At 72.8% G+C, this 21,391-nt stretch carries 14 protein-coding genes; 11 read left to right on the top strand and 3 right to left on the bottom strand.

From position 1 onward, the window contains the following. Window positions 1-146 precede the first annotated feature (146 nt). Together B1H19_RS16735 and B1H19_RS16730 are read left to right on the top strand one after the other, a co-directional pair. The gene (locus tag B1H19_RS16735; protein WP_083105495.1) at window positions 147-3,995 is read left to right on the top strand and encodes a glycosyltransferase family 2 protein; all 3,849 of its coding nucleotides are present in this window, start codon (window positions 147-149) and stop codon (window positions 3,993-3,995) included. Next, entirely contained in the window at window positions 3,992-5,587 is a 1,596-nt protein-coding gene (locus B1H19_RS16730; RefSeq protein ID WP_083105494.1) for a DUF5719 family protein, read from the top strand. Before B1H19_RS16735 ends, B1H19_RS16730 begins: the two co-directional genes overlap by 4 nt. Before the next feature lie 191 nt (window positions 5,588-5,778). Here B1H19_RS16730 and B1H19_RS16725 read toward each other — a convergent pair whose 3' ends face one another. Continuing rightward, a complete protein-coding gene (locus tag B1H19_RS16725) occupies window positions 5,779-6,240 on the bottom strand; it encodes a metallopeptidase family protein (protein ID WP_203237170.1) in 462 nt (153 codons plus the stop codon). A gap of 259 nt (window positions 6,241-6,499) precedes the next feature. Between B1H19_RS16725 and B1H19_RS16720 the strand changes: the two genes are divergently transcribed. From B1H19_RS16720 to B1H19_RS16695, 6 genes are all read left to right on the top strand, one after another. Further along, window positions 6,500-6,940: a DUF3499 domain-containing protein gene (locus B1H19_RS16720; protein WP_083105493.1), complete on the top strand. Its 441-nt coding sequence runs from the start codon at window positions 6,500-6,502 to the stop codon at window positions 6,938-6,940. Between the two features lie 149 nt (window positions 6,941-7,089). Next, window positions 7,090-8,448 (top strand): phosphomannomutase/phosphoglucomutase, encoded by a 1,359-nt coding sequence (locus B1H19_RS16715; RefSeq protein ID WP_083105492.1) that lies wholly within the window; start codon window positions 7,090-7,092, stop codon window positions 8,446-8,448. Between the two features lie 367 nt (window positions 8,449-8,815). Further along, window positions 8,816-8,998, top strand: a complete 183-nt coding sequence (locus tag B1H19_RS16710) for a Trm112 family protein (protein ID WP_030072967.1) — start codon at window positions 8,816-8,818, stop codon at window positions 8,996-8,998. Between the two features lie 76 nt (window positions 8,999-9,074). Beyond that, window positions 9,075-10,214, top strand: a complete 1,140-nt coding sequence (locus B1H19_RS16705) for an SIS domain-containing protein (RefSeq protein WP_083105491.1) — start codon at window positions 9,075-9,077, stop codon at window positions 10,212-10,214. A gap of 76 nt (window positions 10,215-10,290) precedes the next feature. Next, window positions 10,291-11,487, top strand: a complete 1,197-nt coding sequence (gene manA / locus B1H19_RS16700) for a mannose-6-phosphate isomerase, class I (protein WP_083105490.1) — start codon at window positions 10,291-10,293, stop codon at window positions 11,485-11,487. Window positions 11,488-11,638: 151 nt separating this feature from the next. After that, entirely contained in the window at window positions 11,639-12,598 is a 960-nt protein-coding gene (locus B1H19_RS16695; protein WP_083105489.1) for a cation diffusion facilitator family transporter, read from the top strand. 339 nt (window positions 12,599-12,937) lie between these two features. Here the strand turns inward: B1H19_RS16695 and B1H19_RS16690 are convergent, their stop codons facing one another. Further along, a complete protein-coding gene (locus B1H19_RS16690) occupies window positions 12,938-15,007 on the bottom strand; it encodes a fructose-specific PTS transporter subunit EIIC (RefSeq protein WP_418361515.1) in 2,070 nt (689 codons plus the stop codon). A gap of 833 nt (window positions 15,008-15,840) precedes the next feature. Between B1H19_RS16690 and ahcY the strand changes: the two genes are divergently transcribed. Together ahcY and B1H19_RS16680 are read left to right on the top strand one after the other, a co-directional pair. Beyond that, entirely contained in the window at window positions 15,841-17,298 is a 1,458-nt protein-coding gene (gene ahcY / locus B1H19_RS16685) for an adenosylhomocysteinase (RefSeq protein ID WP_083105487.1), read from the top strand. A 188-nt stretch (window positions 17,299-17,486) separates the two neighbouring features. After that, a complete protein-coding gene (locus tag B1H19_RS16680; protein WP_083105486.1) occupies window positions 17,487-18,101 on the top strand; it encodes a hypothetical protein in 615 nt (204 codons plus the stop codon). A gap of 571 nt (window positions 18,102-18,672) precedes the next feature. Here the strand turns inward: B1H19_RS16680 and B1H19_RS40815 are convergent. Beyond that, window positions 18,673-19,806, bottom strand: coding sequence for an RDD family protein (locus tag B1H19_RS40815; protein ID WP_418361514.1), 1,134 nt, complete (start codon window positions 19,804-19,806; stop codon window positions 18,673-18,675). A gap of 196 nt (window positions 19,807-20,002) precedes the next feature. Between B1H19_RS40815 and B1H19_RS16670 the strand changes: the two genes are divergently transcribed. Beyond that, window positions 20,003-21,010, top strand: coding sequence for a stage II sporulation protein M (locus tag B1H19_RS16670; RefSeq protein ID WP_083105485.1), 1,008 nt, complete (start codon window positions 20,003-20,005; stop codon window positions 21,008-21,010). The last annotated feature ends 381 nt before the right edge of the window (window positions 21,011-21,391 follow it).

The raw sequence follows: 21,391 nt of genomic DNA, 5'->3' as shown, positions 1-21,391 counted from the left end.
TAGTGTGGGGCACCGTCCGAGATGCGCCGCCGCCCTTCGGGGCCCGCGCGTCGCCTCGTAGTCCGTCGCAGTGTCTTCCGGGGGCGGGGGCCTTGAGCGACTTCGCCCGGGCCCCGGACTCCCGGGTCCGGAGGGCCCGTACCTCGATGTCCGTGCACAGCCAGTCGGCGGCCCAGGCCGCCACATACCCAGCTGACACCCCTCAGTTCCCGCGGCACGTCGTCACCGCCGTGATCGTCTCCCACGACGGTGCCCGCTGGCTGCCCGACGCTCTTGCCGGGCTGGTCGGCCAGGAGCGCCCGGTGCAGAACGTCATCGGCGCCGACACCGGCAGCGCGGACGACTCCGCCCGGCTGCTCGCCGAGGCCATCGGGGACGAACGTGTCCTGCACCTCGCCCGCCGCTCCGGCTTCGGCACCGCGGTCGACGAGGCCGTCCGCACGGCTCCCGTGCTCAGCCAGGACGATCTGGCCTATCTGCGCCGCCCCAGCGGCTGGGACCCCGTCAGCCGCACCTGGCACGACGAGGCCTACGACATGCCGGAGCTGCCGCACGGCGAGCCGGTCCAGTGGCTGTGGCTGCTGCACGACGACTGCGCCCCCGAGCCCGACGCGCTCACCGAACTGCTGCGGGTCGCCGACGCCAGCCCCTCCACCGCCATCGTCGGCCCCAAGCTGCGCAGCTGGTACGACCGCCGCCAGCTGCTCGAAACGGGCGTCAGCATCGCGCGCAGCGGCCGCCGTTGGACCGGCCTGGACCGCCGCGAACAGGACCAGGGCCAGCACGACCAGGTCCGCCCGGTGCTGTCCGTCTCCACCGCCGGCATGCTCATCCGCCGCGACGTCTACGAGCAGCTCGGCGGCTTCGACCGGCGGCTGCCGCTGATGCGCGACGACGTCGACCTGTGCTGGCGCGCCCAGGCCGCCGGCCACCAGGTGCTCATCGCCCCGGACGCGATCCTGCGGCACGCCGAGGCCGCCGCCCGCGAGCGCCGCCCCATCGACTGCGTCGGCCGCTCGGTCGCCAACCCGCACCGCGTCGACAAGGCCGGCGCCGTCTACACCCTGCTCACCAACACCCGCGGCGCGCTGCTCCCGTACGTCCTGCTGCGGCTGCTCCTGGGCACCTTCCTGCGGGTGCTGGCCTACCTCGTCGGCAAGGTCCCCGGCCAGGCGCTGGACGAACTCGCCGGACTCTTCGGCACCCTGCTGCGCCCCGGCAAGATCCTCGCCGCGCGCAAACGCAGAGGCCGCCCCCAGGTGGACGCCAAGGAACTGCGGTCGCTCTTCCCGCCGCCCGGCGCGACCGTACGGGCCACCGTCGAACAGATCGCGGGCAACCTCGCCGGCCGCGCGGCACCCGATGTGGCCTCGGCCGGCCGGCACGGCGCGGTGGAGTCCGGACCCGGCGGCGACGACGCCGACTTCCTGGAGGTCGAGCAGTTCGCCCGGCTCAAGCGGATCGCCCGCAAGCCCGGTCCGGTGCTCTTCCTCGTCCTGCTGGCGGTCTCGCTGATCGCCTGCCGCGGGCTGCTCGGCTCCGGCGCGCTCACCGGCGGCGCGATGTTGCCCGCGCCCGGCAGCGTGTCCGATCTGTGGTCGGCGTATCTCGACAACTGGCATGCGGTCGGCACCGGCGCCGCCGCCTCCGCACCGCCCTACCTGGCCGTCCTCGCCCTGGTCTCCACGCTCTTCCTGGGCAGCACCGGCTTCACCATCACCCTCTTCCTGGTCTGCTCCGTCCCGCTGGCCGGACTGACCGCCTACTTCGCCTCCCGCCCGCTGGTCACCTCCCGGCTGCTGCGCGCCTGGGCCTCCATCGCGTACGCCTTCCTGCCCGCGGCCACCGGCGCGCTCGCGGGCGGCCGCCTGGGCACCGCCGTGCTGGCGATCCTGCTGCCCCTGATGGCCCGCGCCGCCGTCGCCGCGAGCGGACTGCGCCTGAGCCCCGGCACCCGGCCCAGCTGGCGCGCCACTTGGGCGTTCACCCTGCTGGTCACCTTCACGATGGCCTTCACCCCGCTCGTCTGGCCGGTCGCGGTGCTGCTCGGCATCGGGCTGCTGGTACGGCGTGCGATCGACGGCAGCCGGGAGACCCTGCCCGGTTACGTGCTGCGCTTCCTGGCCCTGGCCGTCGTCCCGGTGGGGGTGCTCGCCCCCTGGTCGCTGTCGCTGTTCGCCGACCCCGCGCGCTTCTTCCAGGAGGTCGGGCTCGGCTACGGCGCCGGCTCCGCCTCCGCCCTCGACCTGATCGGCATGAGCCCCGGCGGCCCCAAGGCCGGCGGCGGACTGCTGCTCATCGGCATCGTGCTGGCCGCCCTCGCGGCGACGCTGCGCGCCGAGCGGCAGTCGGCGATCCGTACCGCCTGGGTGGTCGCGCTCGCCGCGCTGCTGTGCGCCGCACTGGGCAACGCCTCGGGCTGGACCGGCCCGGCGATGCTCGTCTACGGCCTGGCCCTGCTGTGCGCCGCGGCGATCGGCGCCGAGGGCATCCGCACCCGGATGGCCGCCATGGGCTTCGGCTGGAAGCAGCCGGTCGCCGTCCTGATCGCGGTGGCGTCCGTCCTCGCCCCGCTCTACGCCGCCGTCAGCTGGATGATCACCGGCGCGGACGGCCCCCTGGAGCGGCGCAACCCCTCGCAGGTCCCCGCGTTCGTCGCCGAGGAGTCCGGCACCGACGACCGGGCCCGCACCCTCGTCCTCGACGGCAGCACGGGCCATGTCGACTACGCCCTGGTCCGCGGCTCCGGCGCGCAGCTCGGCGACGCCGACCTGGCCGCCACCGCCGGCGAGGACACGCGCCTGGGCGGCATCGTCGCCAACCTGGTGGCCGGCTCCGGCGCCGACCAGACCAGCCAGCTCGGCGGCTACGCGGTCCGCTACGTCCTGGTCCGCAGCGGCGCGCCCCGCCAGATGGGCCGGGTCCTGGACGCCACCCCGGGCCTGACCCGCCTCAGCCAGGAGGACGGCAGCGCCCTGTGGCGCGTCGACCGCCGGGTCTCGCGGCTGTCCATCGTGGCGGGCGGCGCCACCGACGGCACCACCGCGGGCCAGGCCGCCGTCCCCGTCCCCGTACCGTCCGGCCCCGTCGAGGCACACACCGACAAGGTCCCCGCCGGCCCCGCCGGGCGGGTGCTGCGCCTCGCGGACGCCGCCGACCCCGGCTGGAAGGCGAGCCTCAACGGCACCGCGCTCACGCCCGTGACCGTCGACGGCTGGGCACAGGGCTTCCACCTCCCCGCGGGCGGCGGACGGCTCGACCTGACCTACGAGAACCCCCTCGGCCACACCGTCTGGCTGTGGGCGCAGGGCCTGCTCGCCGTCGTCCTGGTGGTGATGGCGCTGCCGGGCCGCCGCCGGGAGATCGACGACGACCTGCCCGAGGAGGCGGCCGCGCTGGCCGCCGCCCAGGCGGCCACCGGCGACGGCCGCCGGGCCCGCCGGCTGCGGGCCGCCGCGGAGGCCGCCGGACGGCCCGCGGGGCCGGAGGACGGGGTCCCGGAGGCCCGCACCGGGGACGACGAGCCGCCCGCCGCGCCGCAGGAGGCCGCGCAGACCGGCGACCCGTACGCGGTGCCGCAGGAGGCCGCAGGAACCGCCGACCCGTACGCCGCACCGCAGGAGGCCGCAGGAACCGCCGACCCGTACGCCGCACCGCAGGAAGCCGCAGGGACCGCCGACCCGTACGCCGCGGTGCCCCAGCAGCAGACCTACGAGCAGTGGCAGGCCGCCCCCGTCCAGCCGGACGGGCAGCCCTACGCGCCCGCGGACCCCTACCAGGCCGGGCAGGGCGACTACCAGGCCGGGCAGGCCGACCCCTACGGCGGGCAGTACCAGGACCCCGGCGCATACCCGGCGGATCCCTACCAGGCCGGCGCCTACGACCCGTACGGCTACGCCCAGCAGCCCCCGCAGACCCAGCAGCCCTACGACGACGGCACGACGTATCCCGGCTCCTTCCCCGAGCCGCGCCGTGACGGGAGCGACCAGCAGTGAAGCGCACGATGATGTCCCTGATCGGCGCGGCGGCGGGGCTCGCCGCCGTCACCGGTGCCGCCGTGGTCGCCGCCCCCGACGGCGCGGCCACCACGGCCGCCCAGGGCGGCGCCAGGCTGCCCGTCCAGCGGTCGTCGCTGCTGTGCCCGGCCCCGTCGTCGTCGGACGTCAGCGACACGACGTACACCTCCTTCGCCCCCAAGGGCGCGACGGCCGGTGCGCAGGTCAAGAAGGGCACGGCGAAGCTGGTGCCGGCCGGGACGGTGCAGGAGCCCGACGCCGGAGGCTCGTCCGGTACGTCCAAGAAGGGCGGCAAGGGCAAGAACAAGGGTGGTGCGGCCTCCGGGACGGACTCCGGCACCCGGACCGTCCCGCCCCGCGACACCCAGCCCGTGGCGCCGCTGAGCGCGGCCGGCACACCCGCCACGGCCACCACCGATGCCTCCGATGCACCGGCCCTGGTGGGCGATGCGGACGGCACCTTCGCCCCTGGGTGGACCGTCCAGCAGACCACCACGATCGCCGCCGGAAGCGGCCGCGGGATGCTCGGGCTGAGCTGCACCGCCCCGGACACCCAGTTCTGGTTCCCCGGCGTGAGCACGGACAAGGACCGCCAGGACTACGTCCATCTGACCAACCCCGGCCCGGACGACGCCGAGGTCGACCTCGAAATGCTCGGCAAGGACGGGGCGCTGAGCGGGGCGACGGCCGAGGGCATCACCGTCCCGGCGCACACCACGGTGACCCGGCTGCTGTCCACCCTGACGGACAGCCCGACCGCCAACGCCGCGCTGCACGTCGTCGCCCGCCAGGGCCGGGTCGGCGCCGCCGTCCAGGCCACCGACGCCACCATGGGCAGCGACTGGCTGCCGCCCGCCGCCGACCCGGCCGACACGCTGGTGCTGCCCGGCATCCCCAAGGACGCCACCTCCGTGCGCCTGGTAGCAGTCGCCCCCGGAGCGGCGGACGCCGACTTCAAGGTGCAGCTGGCCACCCCGACCGGCGCGATCACCCCCGCCGGACTGGACACGCTGCACGTCAAGAGCGGGATGACCACCGCCGTCGACCTCAAGGCCCTCACCCAGGGCGAGCCCGGCTCCCTGGTCCTGACGCCCGCCGACGGCGGCTCCCGGGCCCCGGTCGCGGCGGCGCTGCGGGTGACCCGGGGCAAGGGCAGCCACCAGGAGATGGCGTTCATCCCGGCGACCCGCCCGGTGGACAAGCGCGCCACCGTCGCCGACAACCGGGCCACGGGCACCACCCTGTCGCTCGTCGCCCCCGAGAAGGGCAAGGACGCCAAGGTCACGGTCACCGCCTCGGCGGGCAGCGGGGGCGGCACCCCCGTCAGCCGGACCTACACGGTCAAGGGCGGCACCACCCTCGCCGTCGACCCGCCCCGCCCGCAGGGCCTCAAGGGCTCCTACGCGTTGACGGTGGAGCCCCAGCCGGGCAGCGGCCCCGTCTACGCGTCCCGCACCCTTGAGCAGTCGATGGGCGGCATCCCCGCCTTCACCGTCCAGACCCTGCCGGACGACCGCGGCTCGGTCGTCGTCCCCACGGCCGGCCAGGACCTGTCGCTGCTGAACGACTGACCTGATGGGGGGCCGGTGGGCCCGGCGCCACGGCCGCAACCGAGGCGCCGGGCCCACCGACCGACCGAAACCACCGTCGGCTCCCGCCCTGGCCCACCCCGCCGTACCGGGCTAGCCAGGGCCGGGATCACTCCCCGGCCACCGGCCGAAACCACCAACGGCTCCGCCCCGGCCCACCCCGCCGTACCGGGCTAGTCCTGGCCATAGCGCGGATCCACCGACTCCGGGGCCAGCCCCAGCAGTTCGGCGACCTGTTCCACGACCACCTCGTGGACCAGCAGCGCGCGCTCGTCGCGGCTCTTGGTGCGGATCTCCACCGGCCTGCGGTAGATCACGATCCGGTCGCGATGTTCGCCGCCGGCCGGCAGGACCCGGCCCAGCGGTACGGTCTGGCCGTCCATCTCCGCATCCGGAAAGGCGTCGTCCGGGCCGAAGCCGGGCGCCTCCAGGACCAGGAAGTCGATCTCCGTGAGCTGCGGCCAGCGCCGCTCCAGCCGGTCCCGGGAGTCGTAGACGAGATCCACGAAGGCGTCGGCGCGGCTGACCGACAGCGGCACCTGGGGAGGCGCGATCGGGCCGCGCATGCCACGGCCGTGCCGGTCGCGGCGGCGGAGCCGCGGCTCCGGTGGTCGGGGCGGTACGGGGCTGTCCATCAGCATCGAGCGTAACCGTCGCGGGGCAGGTGGCACCGCCAAGCGCCACAAGACGTCCGATGTCGCCGAGTGACCGGTCCGATACGCGTTCCGTTCGTTTGCATCCCTCCATCAGATCGCGGATCGCCCGCGGAATGACACGAATTGCGTCGACTCCTGACGGGTTTCCGTGTGGCGTGCCGTCCGTCCCGGGCTGCCCGGACCGGTCCCGCTCGGGCGGGCGCAGGTCAGACGCATCGGACGAAGCGGGACGACACGGTTGGGTGAGCCGGGGGAGAGTCGTCGCGGCCCGCTCAAGAGTGCGGTACCGTCCAACGTCGTGAGCCCTGTACGTCGCTGTTCGCGCACTGCGTGCGGCCGCCCCGCCGTCGCAACGCTGACGTACGTCTATGCGGATTCGACCGCCGTGCTCGGACCGCTCGCCACCTACGCCGAGCCGCACTGCTACGACCTGTGCGCCGAGCACTCCGAGCGGCTGACCGCGCCCCGCGGCTGGGAAGTGGTCCGCCTCGCCATCGACGCCGGTCCGACCCAGCCCAGCGGTGACGACCTCGAAGCCCTCGCCAACGCCGTACGCGAGGCCGCCCGGCCCCAGGAGCGGGCGGCGGGCGGCGACGGCGCCCAGGGCGGCCGCGACGGCCGCCCGATGGAGGTGGCCCGCCGCGGTCATCTGCGGGTGCTGCGGTCGCCGGACTCCTGAGCGCGCCGCCGCCGTACGGCACCCCGTGACGACACCGGGTCGCGCACGGCGCCTCGCGCCCGTGGGCGGCCGGTTCGCGGTCCCGCACCTGACGGCCGGGGGTAGGTTTGTGTCTCCGTAGCTACTCAGCGATTCCAGGAGGCCCGGCAGTGACCGATCTGTCGCAGATCGTCAAGGCGTACGACGTGCGCGGTGTGGTCCCCGACCAGTGGGACGAGACGCTGGCCGAACTGTTCGGCGCGGCGTTCGTCCAGGTCACCGGCGCGGAAGCGATCGTCACCGGCCATGACATGCGGCCCTCCTCGCCCGGCCTGGCGCGCGCCTTCGCCCGCGGCGCGGCGGCCCGCGGCGCGGACGTCACCGAGATCGGGCTGTGCTCGACCGACCAGCTCTACTACGCCAGCGGCGCGCTGGACCTGCCCGGCGCGATGTTCACCGCCTCGCACAACCCGGCCCGCTACAACGGCATCAAGATGTGCCGGGCGGGCGCCGCACCGGTCGGCCAGGACACCGGCCTCTCCGATATCCGCCGCCTGGTAGAGGAGTGGCGCGAGCACGGCGCACCGGAGCCGGTCGCCGCCACCGGGGCCGTCACCCAGCGCGATGTGCTCGCCGACTACGCCGACCATCTGCGCGGCCTGGTCGACCTGACCGGTCTCCGCCCGCTGAAGGTCGTCGTGGACGCCGGCAACGGCATGGGCGGCCACACCGTCCCCACCGTCTTCGAGGGCCTGCCCCTCCAACTGGACGCCCTCTACTTCGAGTTGGACGGTTCCTTCCCGAACCACGAGGCCAACCCCCTCGACCCGAAGAACATCGTCGACCTCCAGGCCCGGGTCCGCGCGACCGGTGCCGACCTCGGTCTCGCCTTCGACGGCGACGCCGACCGCTGCTTCGTCGTGGACGAGAACGGCGACCCGGTCTCCCCGTCCGCGATCACCGCCCTGGTGGCCGCCCGCGAACTCGCCAAGCACCCCGGCGGAACGATCATTCACAACTGCATCACTTCCTGGTCGGTCCCCGAGGTCGTCAAGGAGAACGGCGGCGAGCCGGTCCGCACCCGGGTCGGCCACTCCTTCATCAAGGAGGAGATGGCCAAGACCGGCGCCATCTTCGGCGGCGAGCACTCCGCCCACTACTACTTCCGCGACTTCTGGAACGCCGACACCGGCATGCTGGCCGCCCTGCACGTCCTCGCCGCCCTCGGCGCGCAGCAGGGCCCGCTCTCCCGCCTCGTCGACCGCTACGACCGTTACGCCGCCTCCGGCGAGATCAACAGCACCGTCGACGACCAGAGCGCCCGCCTCGCCGCCATCAAGGCCGCTTACGAGGGCCGCGAGGGCATCACCCTGGACGAACTCGACGGCCTGACCGTCACCGCCACCGACTGGTGGTTCAACGTCCGCCCCTCCAACACCGAACCCCTCCTCCGACTCAACGCCGAGGCCCGCGATACGGCCACCGTCGAACGGGTACGGGACGAGGCGCTGGGGATCATTCGCGGCTAGACAGCACGTGACGCAAGGCGGGCGGCCCCGCTACGGGAACCGTGCCCGGCCCGGCTCGTCGCGGGAGCCCCGCCCCGTCCCGTCGCGGGGGTCCCGCCCGCCCCCGTCCCGTCGCGGGAATCCCGTCCCGTCGCGGGAGTCTCGTCCGCCCCCGTCCCGCCCCGGGAATCCCGCCCGCCCCCGCCTCGTTGTGGTCTGCAAGGGGCTCTCGCGTCCCCTAGGGGATCTGTTCGACCACCCCCTAGGGGATCTTTCCTGCCACCCCCAGCGGCCCTCCCACCTCCGCATATCTCCTCCGAGCAGGACCGGGCACCCCGTACGGCGGTACGCTGGCCACGCCGCAATCACCCCGAAGGAGCAGCCTGACATGCCGGTCGAAGCCAGCTTGATCGAGATCCTCGCCTGCCCGGCGTGCCACGCCCCGCTCGAGGACCGCACGGCGGCCGACCCGGCCGAGCTGATCTGCACCTCCGCCGACTGCGGCCTTGCCTACCCCGTGCGGGACGGCATCCCCGTACTCCTCGTCGACGAAGCCCGACGCCCCGCCTGACCGGGCGCCGCCGGGCCCGCCCCGGCGCCGCCCGGCGATCCTTTGTCCGTACCGGCAAACGGAGGCCGCGCCCACCATGCTGGATGAGTCACTGCTCGACGCTCCCGAGGCGCTGGCCGGCGCCGACCGTTACGGACTGCTGAGAGGCGTGGCCGAATCCGGCGCCCGAGTCCGTACGGCGGCCCGTAGTGCCGCCGATGCCGGAATCGCCGATATGAGCCCCGACGGGCGGCCGCGCGCCGTCCTCGTCGCCGGTCCCGGCCCCGCCGCCCCCGCCGTGGCGGACATCCTCAGCGCCCTCGGCGGCGGCAGCTGCCCGGTAAGCCACATCCCGCCCACCGGCGTCGCCCCGCTGCCCGGCGCCCTGCGCTGGACCCTGCCCGGCTGGACCAGCTCGCTGGACCTGCTGCTGCTCGCCGCACCCGACGGCTCCGACCCGGGCCTGGCCGAACTGGTCGAGCAGGCGTACCGCCGCGGCTGCGCCGTCGTCGCCGTCACCCCGGCCGCCGGCCCGCTCGCCGAGGCCGTCACCCAGGCCCGCGGGATGACCCTCCCCCTGGCCACCACGCCGTACGACGCCGAATTCGACGTCGAGGGCGCGCCCCCGGCCGCCCCCGGCACCCTGTGGTCGCTGCTGATCCCGCTGCTCGCCCTCGCCGACCGCATCGGCCTGCTCACCGCGCCCCCGGAGGCGCTGACCCGGCTCGCCGACCATCTCGACCAGCTCGCCGAACGCTGCGGCCCGGCCATCGCCACGTACACCAACCCGGCCAAGACCCTGGCCGCCGACCTCGCCGAGGCCCTGCCGCTGATCTGGACCGAAGGCACCGTCGCCGGAGCCGTCGGCCGCCACTTCGCCACCGTGCTGGCCGGACTGGCGGGCATCCCCGCCCTGGCCGCCGCGCTGCCCGAGGCGCTCACCACGCACCGCCCGTTGCTGGCCGGCTCGCTGGCCGCCGGCGCCGACCCGGAGGACTTCTTCCGCGACCGCGTCGAACAGCCCGCCGCCCTGCACGCCCGGATCCTCCTGCTGCGCGACCGCCGGGAGGCCGGCCCCCTGTCGGCCACCCGCGCCGCCAACGAGCTCGCCGACGAATGCGAAACCGCCCTCAGCGAACTCCAGCCGGAAACCGGCAGCGACCTGGAATGCGCCACGGAACTGCTCGCCATCACGGATTTCGCCGCCGTTTACCTGGCGCTTGCCGACACCGAGTGATCATTGGGTGGGGGCCGGGGCGGGGCCCGGACCCGCACGCCCCCTCCCCGTACCCCACCCCAGGAGCAGCAGCCCCATGGACCGCCTCGCCAATACCGTGCGCCCCTATGCCTGGGGCTCCACCACCGCCATCCCGGAGCTCCTCGGCGTCGAGCCGACCGGCGCACCCCAGGCCGAGCTGTGGATGGGCGCGCACCCCGGGGCTCCCTCCCGTATCGACCGCGGTGCGGGCCCCGTCTCGCTGGCCGAGGTGATCGACGCCGACCCCGAGGCCGAACTGGGCGCGGACACGATACGGGCCTTCGGCCCCCGCCTGCCCTTTCTGCTGAAGCTGCTCGCGGCCGGTTCGCCGCTCTCGCTCCAGGTCCACCCCGACCTGACCCAGGCGCAGGAAGGTTTCGCCGACGAGGAGCGCCGCGACGTCCCCAGGGACGCCCCGCACCGCAACTACAAGGACGCCAACCACAAGCCCGAGCTGATCTGCGCCCTCACGCCCTTCGACGGCCTCTGCGGCTTCCGGCACCCGGCCCAGGCCGCCGACCTCCTGGAGGGCCTGGCCGTCGACGACCTCAAGCCCTTCGTGGACATCCTGCGCGCCAGCCCCGAGGAATCCGCGCTGCGCGAGGTGCTGACCGCGGTCCTGTCCGCCGAGCACCACGCGATCGCCGGCACCGTCGAACGCGCCGCCGCCGCGGCCGAGCGCCTCGCCGCCCAAGGCGGCCCGCACGCCGCCGACTACGCGGCCTACGCCGCCATCGCTCACCACTACCCGGGCGACCCCGGCGTCCTCGCCGCCATGCTGCTGCATTACGTACGGCTCCAGCCCGGCGAGGCCCTGTTCCTCGGCGCAGGCATCCCGCACGCGTATCTCAACGGCCTCGGCGTCGAGTTGATGGCCAACTCCGACAACGTCCTGCGCTGCGGTCTGACCCCCAAGCACATCGACGTCCCCGAACTGCTGCGCATCGTCCGCTTCGAGGCCGCCGACCCCGGCGTGATGCGCCCGGAGGCGTCCCCCGACGGCGAAGAGGTCTACGAGACCCCCATCGACGAATTCCGGCTCTCCCGCTTCGTCCTGGCCCCGGGCGCCGCCCCCCGCCCCCTGGAGGCCCGCACCCCGCAGATCCTGCTCTGCACCGCAGGCACGGCCCGTCTCAGCACCCCCACCGAGACCCTGACCCTCACCCCCGGCCAGTCCGCCTTCGCGCCGCCCGGCGACCCCGTCACCCTCACCGGCGACGCCACCGTCTTCCGCGCCACGGTCGCCGGCTAGCCCCGTGCCCGGGGCACCGGCGGACGGAGCCGTTCCGTCCGGCCTCGTCCTGGCCACCTCGCACCGCCGAAGGACCGGGCTGCAACAATGACCGCCGCACGGCATTAAAGGGGCGGTAAAGCCCGGTCGACGGAAGGGACACGCGGCACATATGAGTGCATCAGGCGGGACAAAGGCGATCGTTGCGGCGCTGGGCGCCAACTTGGCGATCGCCGCAGCGAAGTTCGTGGCCTTCGCCTTCAGCGGCTCGTCGTCCATGCTGGCCGAAGGCGTGCACTCCGTCGCGGACTCCGGCAACCAGGGCCTGCTGCTCCTCGGCGGCAAGAAGGCCAAGCGCGCGGCCACCGACGAGCACCCCTTCGGCTACGGCCGCGAACGCTACATCTACGGATTCCTCGTCTCCATCGTCCTGTTCACCATCGGCGGCGTCTTCGCGCTCTACGAGGGCTACGAGAAGATCCACGACCCGCATCCGCTGGACAACTGGTTCTGGCCGGTCGGCGTGCTGTTCTTCGCCGTGATCGCCGAGGGCTTCTCCTTCCGTACGGCCATCAAGGAGTCCAACGAGCTGCGCGGCAAGCAGTCCTGGAGCCAGTTCATCCGCCGCGCCAAGGCCCCCGAACTGCCGGTCGTCCTCCTGGAGGACTTCGGCGCGCTGATCGGTCTGGTCCTCGCGCTGTTCGGCGTCGGCCTCACCCTCCTCACGGGCAACGGCGTCTGGGACGGCATCGGCACCATGTGCATCGGCACCCTGCTGGTGGTGATCGCGCTGGTCCTGGCCGCCGAGACCAAGTCGCTGCTGCTGGGTGAGGCGGCCGGTCCCGAGCAGGTCGCCGCGATCCGCGCGGCGATCGTCGACGGCGAGGGCGTCACCCGCGTCATCCACATGCGCACCCTCCACCTCGGCCCGGAGGAGCTGCTGGTCGCCGCCAAGATCGCGGTCGCGCACGACGACACGGCCGCCGAGGTCGCCAAGGCCATCGACGCCGCCGAGGTCCGCGTCCGCGCCGCGGTGCCGATCGCCCGGGTGATCTACCTGGAGCCCGACATCTACAGCGAGGCCGCGGCCGCCGCGGGCCCGGACCCGGAGGCGACCCCGGGCGGGCGCTGAATCGTCCCGTGAGCAGCCGGGCCCCCGCACTCCTGCCGAGCGCGGGGGCCTTTGCTGTGCCCCGTGGGAATGGCTGTCTGTGGACCGTGTGGGGTCCGTCACGGGAATGCCCGACTGTGGACCTGTGTGGTCCCCCACGGGAATGCCCGTCTGCGGTTCCCCACGGGAATGCCCGTCTGTGGTTCCTCACGGGAAGGCCCGTCTGTGGTTCCTCACGGGAAGGCCCGTCCGTGGTCCCCCACGGGAAGAGCCGTCCCTACGGGAATAGCCGTCCGTGCCCGCCACGTTGTGGCCTGCAAGGGGCGCACCCATCCCCTAGGGGATCCGTTCGAACGCCCCCTAGGTGATCTCCCCGAGGACCCGCAGCACCGCCGCCGCATCCGCCGCTTCTTGCAGCCGTGCCCGGAAGTCCGTATCCATCAGCTTCCGCGCCAGCAGCGCCAGAATCCGCAGATGCTCGTCCCCGGCCGCCGCCTCCGGTACCGCGATCAGGAACACCAGCTTGGCCGCCGTCCCGTCCAGCGAACCCCAGTCGATGCCCTCCGCCGACCTCGCGAAGGCGACGACCGGCGCGGTCACCGCATCCGTTTTGGCATGCGGAATGGCGATCTCCTCGCCCAGCCCCGTGCTGCCCTGCGCCTCCCGCGCCAACGCGACCCGTACGAGTTCCCCGACGTCCGCCACCTTGCCCGTAGCGGCCGCCAGTTCGGCCATCTCGCGGATGGCGGCTTCCTTGTCGTCGGCGGCGAGTTGGGTCTTGACGGTCTGCGGGGTTACGTACCCGGAGAGGACATCAGGGGTACCAGGGGCATCCGGGGTGCAGGGGATATCCGTGACGTCGGAAGCATCTACCGCATCGGAAACATCTACGGCGTCGGAAGCATCCGCGCCGCTGGAACCGTCCACGACACCAGAACCATCCGCGACGTCAGAACCACCCGCCCCGTCAGAACCACTCGCCGCTCCAGCATCACCGGAACGGACACCATCGCCCTCACCCGACGCCCCGGCAGGAACCGCCTCGCCCCGTCGCCCCTTCCGCCGCTCCGCAAGATCCACCAGCGTCACGGTGGTCCCCGCCGTCACCACCGCACCGATCACCACGGCAACAACGAACATCGGCACCCCGCCGATTGCCCCCAGCACCGCCACGATCGGCCCGCCGTGCGGCACCGCATCCGACACCCCGGCCAGCCCCGCGACCGCACCGGCCACCGCGCCGCCGAGCATGTTCGCCGGAATCACCTGCGCCGGCCGCGCCGCCGCGAACGGGATCGCGCCCTCGGAGATCCCGAACATCCCCATGAACAGCGACGCCATCCCGGTCTCCCGCTCCTGCTCCGTATAGAGCCGCTTACGGACCAGCGTGGCCAGCCCCTGCCCCAGCGGCATCACCGGGATCGCGGCGGCACACATGCCCATCACGGTCTGGTTGCCGGACGCGATCAGCCCCGAACCGAACAGAAACGCCGTCTTGTTGACCGGCCCGCCCATATCGAACGCGATCATCAGCCCGAGGAGGGCGCCCAGCACGATCGCGCTGGCCCCGGTCATCCCGCCGAGCCAGCCGGTCAGATGCGTGAACACCCACGAAATCGGCCTGCCGAGCACGAAGATGAAGAACAGCCCGAGCATCGTCGTCGCCACGATCGGGATCACGATGATCGGCATGATCGGCTGGACGAATTTGGGGACCTTGACCTTCTTGATCCCCTGCACCAGAAACCCGGCGAGAAAGCCGGTGACGATCGCGCCGATGAACCCGGCGCCCGCCTTGGACCCGTACAGCGCACCGGTGTTGGCGATCCAGCCGCCGATCATGCCCGGCACCAGCGCCGGCCGGTCGCCGATCGCGTACGCGATATAGCCGGACAGGATCGGCACCATCAGCGTGAAGCCGATGACACCGATGTCATTGACGTGTTTCCAGAACGACCCTTCCGGCATGACCAGACCCCCGTCGGCCTGCGGATGCCCGCCCAGCGCCAGCGATATCGCGATCAGCAGCCCGCCGACCACCACGAACGGGATCATGTAACTGACCCCGTTCATCAGGGCCTTGTACGCGACGCTCCGCTCCCTGCCGCCGCCCTCCGGGGCCGCCGCCCCGCCGCCCTCGTACACCGGGGCGCTCTGCACCCGCTCGATCAGCGCCTCGGGGTGGTGGATTCCCTCCGCGACCCCTACGGCCAGCACCCTCTTGCCGGCGAAGCGCCCGCGGTCCACGTCCTTGTCCGCGGCGATGATGACGTAATCGGCGTCTCTGACATCGTTGTCAGTCAAAACGTTCTCGGCCCCGATGGACCCCTGGGTCTCCACCTTGATCGCATGCCCGAGGGACTCCGCGGCCTGGGTGAGCTTCTCCGCGGCCATATACGTATGGGCGATACCGGTCGGGCAGGCCGTCACCGCGAGCAGCTTCAGCCCCTGCCCGCTCTTCCCCGCGCCCTTGGGGGGAACGGCTGGACTCGTCGTCACGTGTTCTCCTAACGCACCTCGGCGCGGCCGTACAAGGGTTCTCCCGTTCCCGCGCCCCGGGCATCCTGCCCCACCCGCAACCGCCGGTATAGCCCCTGGACCGGGCCGGGCCGGGCCCGTACCGCACCGGCGGACCGCGCAATCCACCGCACACCACCGGCCGCACTCCAGCCACGACCGCACGGATCCAGCCCCGTATGAGCCTGCATTTCGGCCCCGTTCCGGCCCCGCTCTGGTCCCGTTCCGGTCCCGTTTCGTCCCGCACGATCCGCCGCGCACACCCCGTCGCGCCCCCGCACGGCCGTCCGCGATCCCGCCTCGTCCCCGTACGGCCCTCCGCGCACCCCGCCTCGCCCCTGGCGGGTGCCCCCTCCGGCCTGCACCGCCGCCCGGACCGGTTCCCCCCAGACCGACGCCCCTCCCGACTCCGTCCCACCCGCTTCCCGCGCCACCCGCTTCCCGCCCCGCACTCAGGCTCCCTGTCCGTTCCCGCCCCCTCCCCGGCCCATCCGGGCTGGGGTTCGCTGGGCCGATCGGTGTAGATTCGTGACCAGTGCCAGACGTCGCTGCTGATGGCGGTCGGGCGGTTCGCCCCGCGGACCGGCCGAGGGAGAGAGGGCCTCCGACGGACTGCGCTGCGGCCAGGGGAGAGGTGTGTGCGCCAGCGCGTACGCTCCTTCCGCCAGCTATTGCTGGGGGAGACCCCAGCCCGCGCCGCAGACTGCCCAGCCCGAAAACCACGCGACGCTCGAGGAGCAGCCCGCATGACGACAGCAGCCACCGGCCAGGACTTCAAGGTCGCCGACCTTTCCCTCGCCGCCTTCGGCCGCAAGGAGATCACCCTCGCCGAGCACGAGATGCCCGGCCTGATGGCGATCCGCAAGGAGTACGCCGCCGCCCAGCCGCTGGCCGGCGCCCGCATCACCGGCTCCCTGCACATGACCGTGCAGACCGCCGTCCTGATCGAGACCCTGGTGGCGCTCGGCGCCGAGGTCCGCTGGGCGTCCTGCAACATCTTCTCCACCCAGGACCACGCCGCCGCGGCCATCGCCGTCGGCCCCAACGGCACCCCCGACAGCCCCCAGGGCGTCCCGGTCTTCGCCTGGAAGGGCGAGACCCTCGACGAGTACTGGTGGTGCACCGAGCAGGCCCTGACCTGGCCGAACTCGCCCACCGGCGGCCCGAACATGATCCTCGACGACGGTGGTGACGCCACCCTCCTCGTCCACAAGGGCGTCGAGTACGAGAAGGCCGGCAAGGTCCCCTCGGTCGAGACCGCCGAGAGCGACGAGCACCGCGCCATCCTGGAGCTGCTCACCCGCACCGTCGCCGAGGCCCCGCAGAAGTGGACCAACGCGGCCTCCGAGATCCGCGGCGTGACCGAGGAGACCACCACCGGCGTGCACCGTCTCTACGAGATGCAGCGCGACGGCGACCTGCTCTTCCCGGCGATCAACGTGAACGACGCCGTCACCAAGTCGAAGTTCGACAACAAGTACGGCTGCCGGCACTCGCTGATCGACGGCATCAACCGCGCCACCGACGTCCTCATCGGCGGCAAGACCGCCGTGGTCTGCGGCTACGGCGATGTCGGCAAGGGCTGCGCGGAGTCCCTCCGCGGCCAGGGCGCCCGCGTGATCATCACCGAGATCGACCCGATCTGCGCCCTCCAGGCCGCGATGGACGGCTACCAGGTCGCCACCCTCGAAGACGTCGTCGAGACCGCCGACATCTTCATCACCACCACCGGCAACAAGGACATCATCCTCGCCTCCGACATGGCGCGGATGAAGCACCAGGCGATCGTCGGCAACATCGGCCACTTCGACAACGAGATCGACATGGCCGGCCTCGCCCAGCTCCCCGGCATCGTCAAGGACGAGGTCAAGCCCCAGGTCCACACCTGGACCCACCCGGACGGCAAGGTCCTGATCGTGCTGTCCGAGGGCCGCCTCCTCAACCTGGGCAACGCCACCGGCCACCCGTCGTTCGTGATGTCCAACTCCTTCGCGGACCAGACGCTGGCCCAGATCGAGCTGTTCACCAAGCCCGAGGAGTACCCGACCGACGTCTACGTGCTCCCCAAGCACCTCGACGAGAAGGTCGCCCGCCTCCACCTCGACGCCCTGGGCGTCAAGCTCACCACGCTGCGCCCGGAGCAGGCCGCCTACATCGGCGTCCAGGTCGAGGGCCCGTACAAGCCGGACCACTACCGCTACTGAGCCGGCCCGTCGCCCTCAGGGACCCGCTCCCTGACGGTCGGCGAACGGCACGCACAAGCAGCCGGTGACCCCGGAAGCCAGGCCCTCGCCCCTCACGGCGGGGGCCTGGCCCGTAAGCCCCCCGAATCCACCGGCGACCCCGTCGGCGAACCCACCGGCCCCTCGCCGCCCGAAGGACTGCACGCCCCATGCCCCGCGGCCACTACTCCCTCCACGATCCGCACGATCACACCCCCCTCGGTGAAGAGCACTTCCACTGCGCCACCGGCCCCTCCGGCTGGCGCTATGTCTCACAGATCACCACCCCCTCCGGCGAGCACGCCGGCTCCGTCGACCTCACCCTGGACGAACTCGGCCGGCCCCTCCGCCTCGAACTCCACGCCGCTTCCTGGCAGGTTCGCGCCGCCGCCCTGGACGGCGTCACCTGGGTACGCACCGACCCCACCGGCGAACACGCCACCGAAGGCAACGCCCGCGCCCACGCCTTCACCGGCGCATCCCCCGCCTTCCTCATCGCCACCGCGCGTCTCCTGCGCCCCGCCCTCGGCGCCGGCGCCATCCGCACCCGCCTCGTCGCCTTCACACCCCCCGTCCTCGCACCCCGCACCCTCGACCAGTCCTGGGCCCTGCTGTCCAGCACACCACACGCCACTGACAACGGCCCCCTCATCGCGGACGAGTACCAGGTCAACGACCTGGAGACCGGCGAACAGCACACCATCCACCTCGCCGGCGACGTCGTCCTCTCCGCCCCAGGCATCGAACTCGAATCCCTCGAATCCCCACCGTCGACGTTCCCCTGACACCCCTCCACGACGAACGCCGCCCGGCCCCGCCCGCCATTCCCCCCTCGCCTCGCCCCACACCCCCCTGCGGAACTACTCTCCCCACCGCGCCGCTCCACCCCGCCTCCAGTGACGGCTCCCACCTCCGCCCTCCCCTCAGCGAATTCCGGCGACGCGGCCCCCCACAGCCATCCAGCCGCAGCCCGGAGACGTGGCCGCGCTTCCGGTTGCCCGGCGGTAGTCCAGCGGCCGCGGGGCGTAGCCACGACCGTGCGGCAGAAACCCACGGCGACAGCACCGCACCGCCGGTCGTCCGGCCGAGCCGGGGCGCCGTGGCCGCGCCCCGACCGGCAGGCACAAGCCCGGCCACGGGGCCGCGCCCCCCCCGGCCTTCCGCCCGAAGCACCCTGCGCGGCATGGCCCTTCGCCTCGGCCGATCTGCCGCGCCGTCCCGCGCGCCAAGGTGCTCCGCAAGGGGTCGCCGTCGCCCCCCCCACGCAACACCTCCGCCTGCCATCGCCCGCCACTTCCGGCCACCAATGCCGCCGCCCACCCACCACCGTCCGGCCCCTACACCGCCGCCCACCCCTCACACAGGCGGCACAAACCCCGTCCGCGCCACCCCACTAGTCCCACCAGCCCCGTCGGCCCCGCCCTGCCGCTCCACCCCAGCCTCCGTACGCCCGCCCCCACCTTGAGCCACGGACGACCTCTCACCCCCCGACGAATCCCCGGCCACCGCCGCCCTGCGGTGCACCGTCCCCTCACCAACACCGACCCCACCGGCAGCCCCACCCCCAGGCGGTGCCCACCGCCCCGCCACCCCTACAACCCCACCGACCCCCACCGAAACACCATCCCCAACCTCACCCGAAGCCCCCGAAGCCCCCCAGGCCCCCGCGTGCACAACCTCCGCAGCCAGCGAAGCCCCCGAAGCACCCTCACACGGCCCCGCCCCCGCCCCCGAGCACGCCCCACCCCCATAAGCCGCCCCAACCACCTCAGTGCCCCCTATCGCACCCACTACCCCAGCCGCCCTGGCCGCCCCAGCCACCCCGAACGCCCGCCGCGCCTCCCTCTCCTGCCGCTCACCCAGCACAGCCGCCAGGTACGCCGCCGGATGCACCCCGGCAGGCGGCGTCACCCCCGTGAACCCCCGCAGATCCCCCGCCAGCCGCCCGGCCATCGCCCCGCCGACCTGCGGATCCAGCTGCTCCATCCGCCCCAGGAACTGCCGTACGGTCATCCACCACCCGTCCGGCACCCGCGAAAGATCCAGCCCCTCGACCTCCGCCTCCAGCCACGGATCCGGAACCGGCAGCTCCGCCACCGCCTCCTCCACCGGAATCCGCTCCCGTACGACGAGCGTCCCGGCGAACACGTCCCCCACCCGCCGCCCCCGAGCCGACACCAGCGACGCAAGGGACGCGACGACGCCCATCGTCAGCACGATCTCGATCGCCCCCATGGCCCCCCGCACCAGCGCATGCCGGAATCGGATCGGCCCCCCGTCCTCCCGCACCACCCGCAAGCCGCAGATCACCTTCCCCAGCGACCGCCCCTGGCTCAGCGTCTCGATCGCGATCGGTATCCCGACCTGCACCAGGACGAACGCCGCCACCGAAGCCGCCGCGAGCGCCGCACTGTCCATCGACGACATCGTGCTCACCAGCACCAACGACACCGCGATATACGTCCCCCAGGCCACGGCCAGATCCACCATCACCGCCAGCCCCCGACTCGGCAGCCGGGCCGGCCGCAGCCCCAGCACCACCGCTTCACCCGTGACCAGCTCATTCACCGCGCTCACTCCCTCTCCGCTCCCGCTGCCTGCCAATCCCCGCCCACCCCACGCAGGTCCCGCCCAGTCTGCCAAGCTGATCCAGACCCCACCCGGCGCTACGAGGAGCGAACTCCGCATGGACCTCGATGTCTTCGTCACGGCCCACAGCGCCGAATGGGACCGCCTCGAAGCCCTCCTGCGCCGCAAGCGCCGCCTCACCGGCGCCGAGGCCGACGAACTCGTCGCCCTCTACCAGCGCACCACCACCCATCTCTCCCTCCTCCTCTCCACCGCCCCCGACCCCGCACTCACCGGCCGCCTCACGTCCCTGGTGGCCCGCGCCCGCAGCGCGGTAACGGGCGCCCGCAAGGCCTCCTGGCGCGACGCCGCCCGCTTCTTCACTACCGCCTTCCCCGCAGCGGTCTACCGCCTGCGCCACTGGTGGATCCCCACCGCGGTCCTTTCCCTCACCGTCGCCGCCCTCCTGGGCTGGTGGATCGCCGCACACCCCGAGGTGCAGGCCGCCATCGGCGCCCCGGAGGACCTCCGCGCCATGACCCGCCCCGGTGGCGAGTACGAGACGTACTACTCCAGCCACCCCGCCGCGGCCTTCGCCGCCCAGGTATGGACGAACAACGCCCAGGCCGTCGCCCTCTGCCTGGTCCTCGGCGCCTTCGCCGCCGTCCCCGTCCTCTGGATCCTCTTCCAGAACATGCTCAACCTGGGTGTCGGCATCGGCCTGATGTCCTCGGCCGGCCGCCTAGACACCTTCATGGGCCTGATCCTCCCGCACGGCCTCCTGGAACTGACCGCCGTCTTCATCGCCGCAGGCATCGGCCTACGCCTCGGCTGGACCCTGATCGACCCGGGCCCCCGCACCCGCCGCACGGCCCTGGCACAGGAAGGACGCACCGCCCTCGGCGTCGCCATCGGCCTCGCCGCCGTCCTGTTCCTGTCCGGTGCACTGGAAGGCTTCGTCACCCCCTCAGGCCTGCCCACCTGGGCACGCGTCACCATTGGTGCCGCTGCCGAACTGGCATTTCTCCTGTACGTCTACGTCCTGGGAGGCCGCGCCGTACGCGCCGGCGAGGCCGGAGACCTCGCCACCCCGGACCGCGAGGCCCCTCTACCGACCGCCGCCTGATGTGCGTCCACCCCCGCTGACCTGCTACTGTCCTCATCTCCCCACCAAACCCATTGACACGGGTGGCATGGGGAGGTAGATTCAAACGGTTGCCGCGAACTAGACATGTTCGCCCGCGACGGTTAGTCTCTTCTCTGCTTCGGCCGGAATTCATATCGGCGAGGCGCAATCCGATCCTTTACCGGAAGTACGGTCGATTAATTCAATCGATCAGCTTCTGATAAAGTCGGAAAAAGCCGAAAGGCGAACCCCTCCGACGGGAAATGCAATCCAAGCTCGAGCCGGAATCGGCAAGGCGTGGATCTGATACAGTCGGAAAGGCCGAAAAGGCGAAAGCCCGGAAGGCCAACCCCGCTCCAACAGGGGGCCGGAGACGGAAAC

It is taken from the genome of Streptomyces gilvosporeus, assembly GCF_002082195.1.
GTDB classification, from domain to species: domain Bacteria; phylum Actinomycetota; class Actinomycetes; order Streptomycetales; family Streptomycetaceae; genus Streptomyces; species Streptomyces gilvosporeus.
Note: the sequence above shows the minus strand (reverse complement) of the source record. Positions and strands in the feature narration are given on the sequence as shown.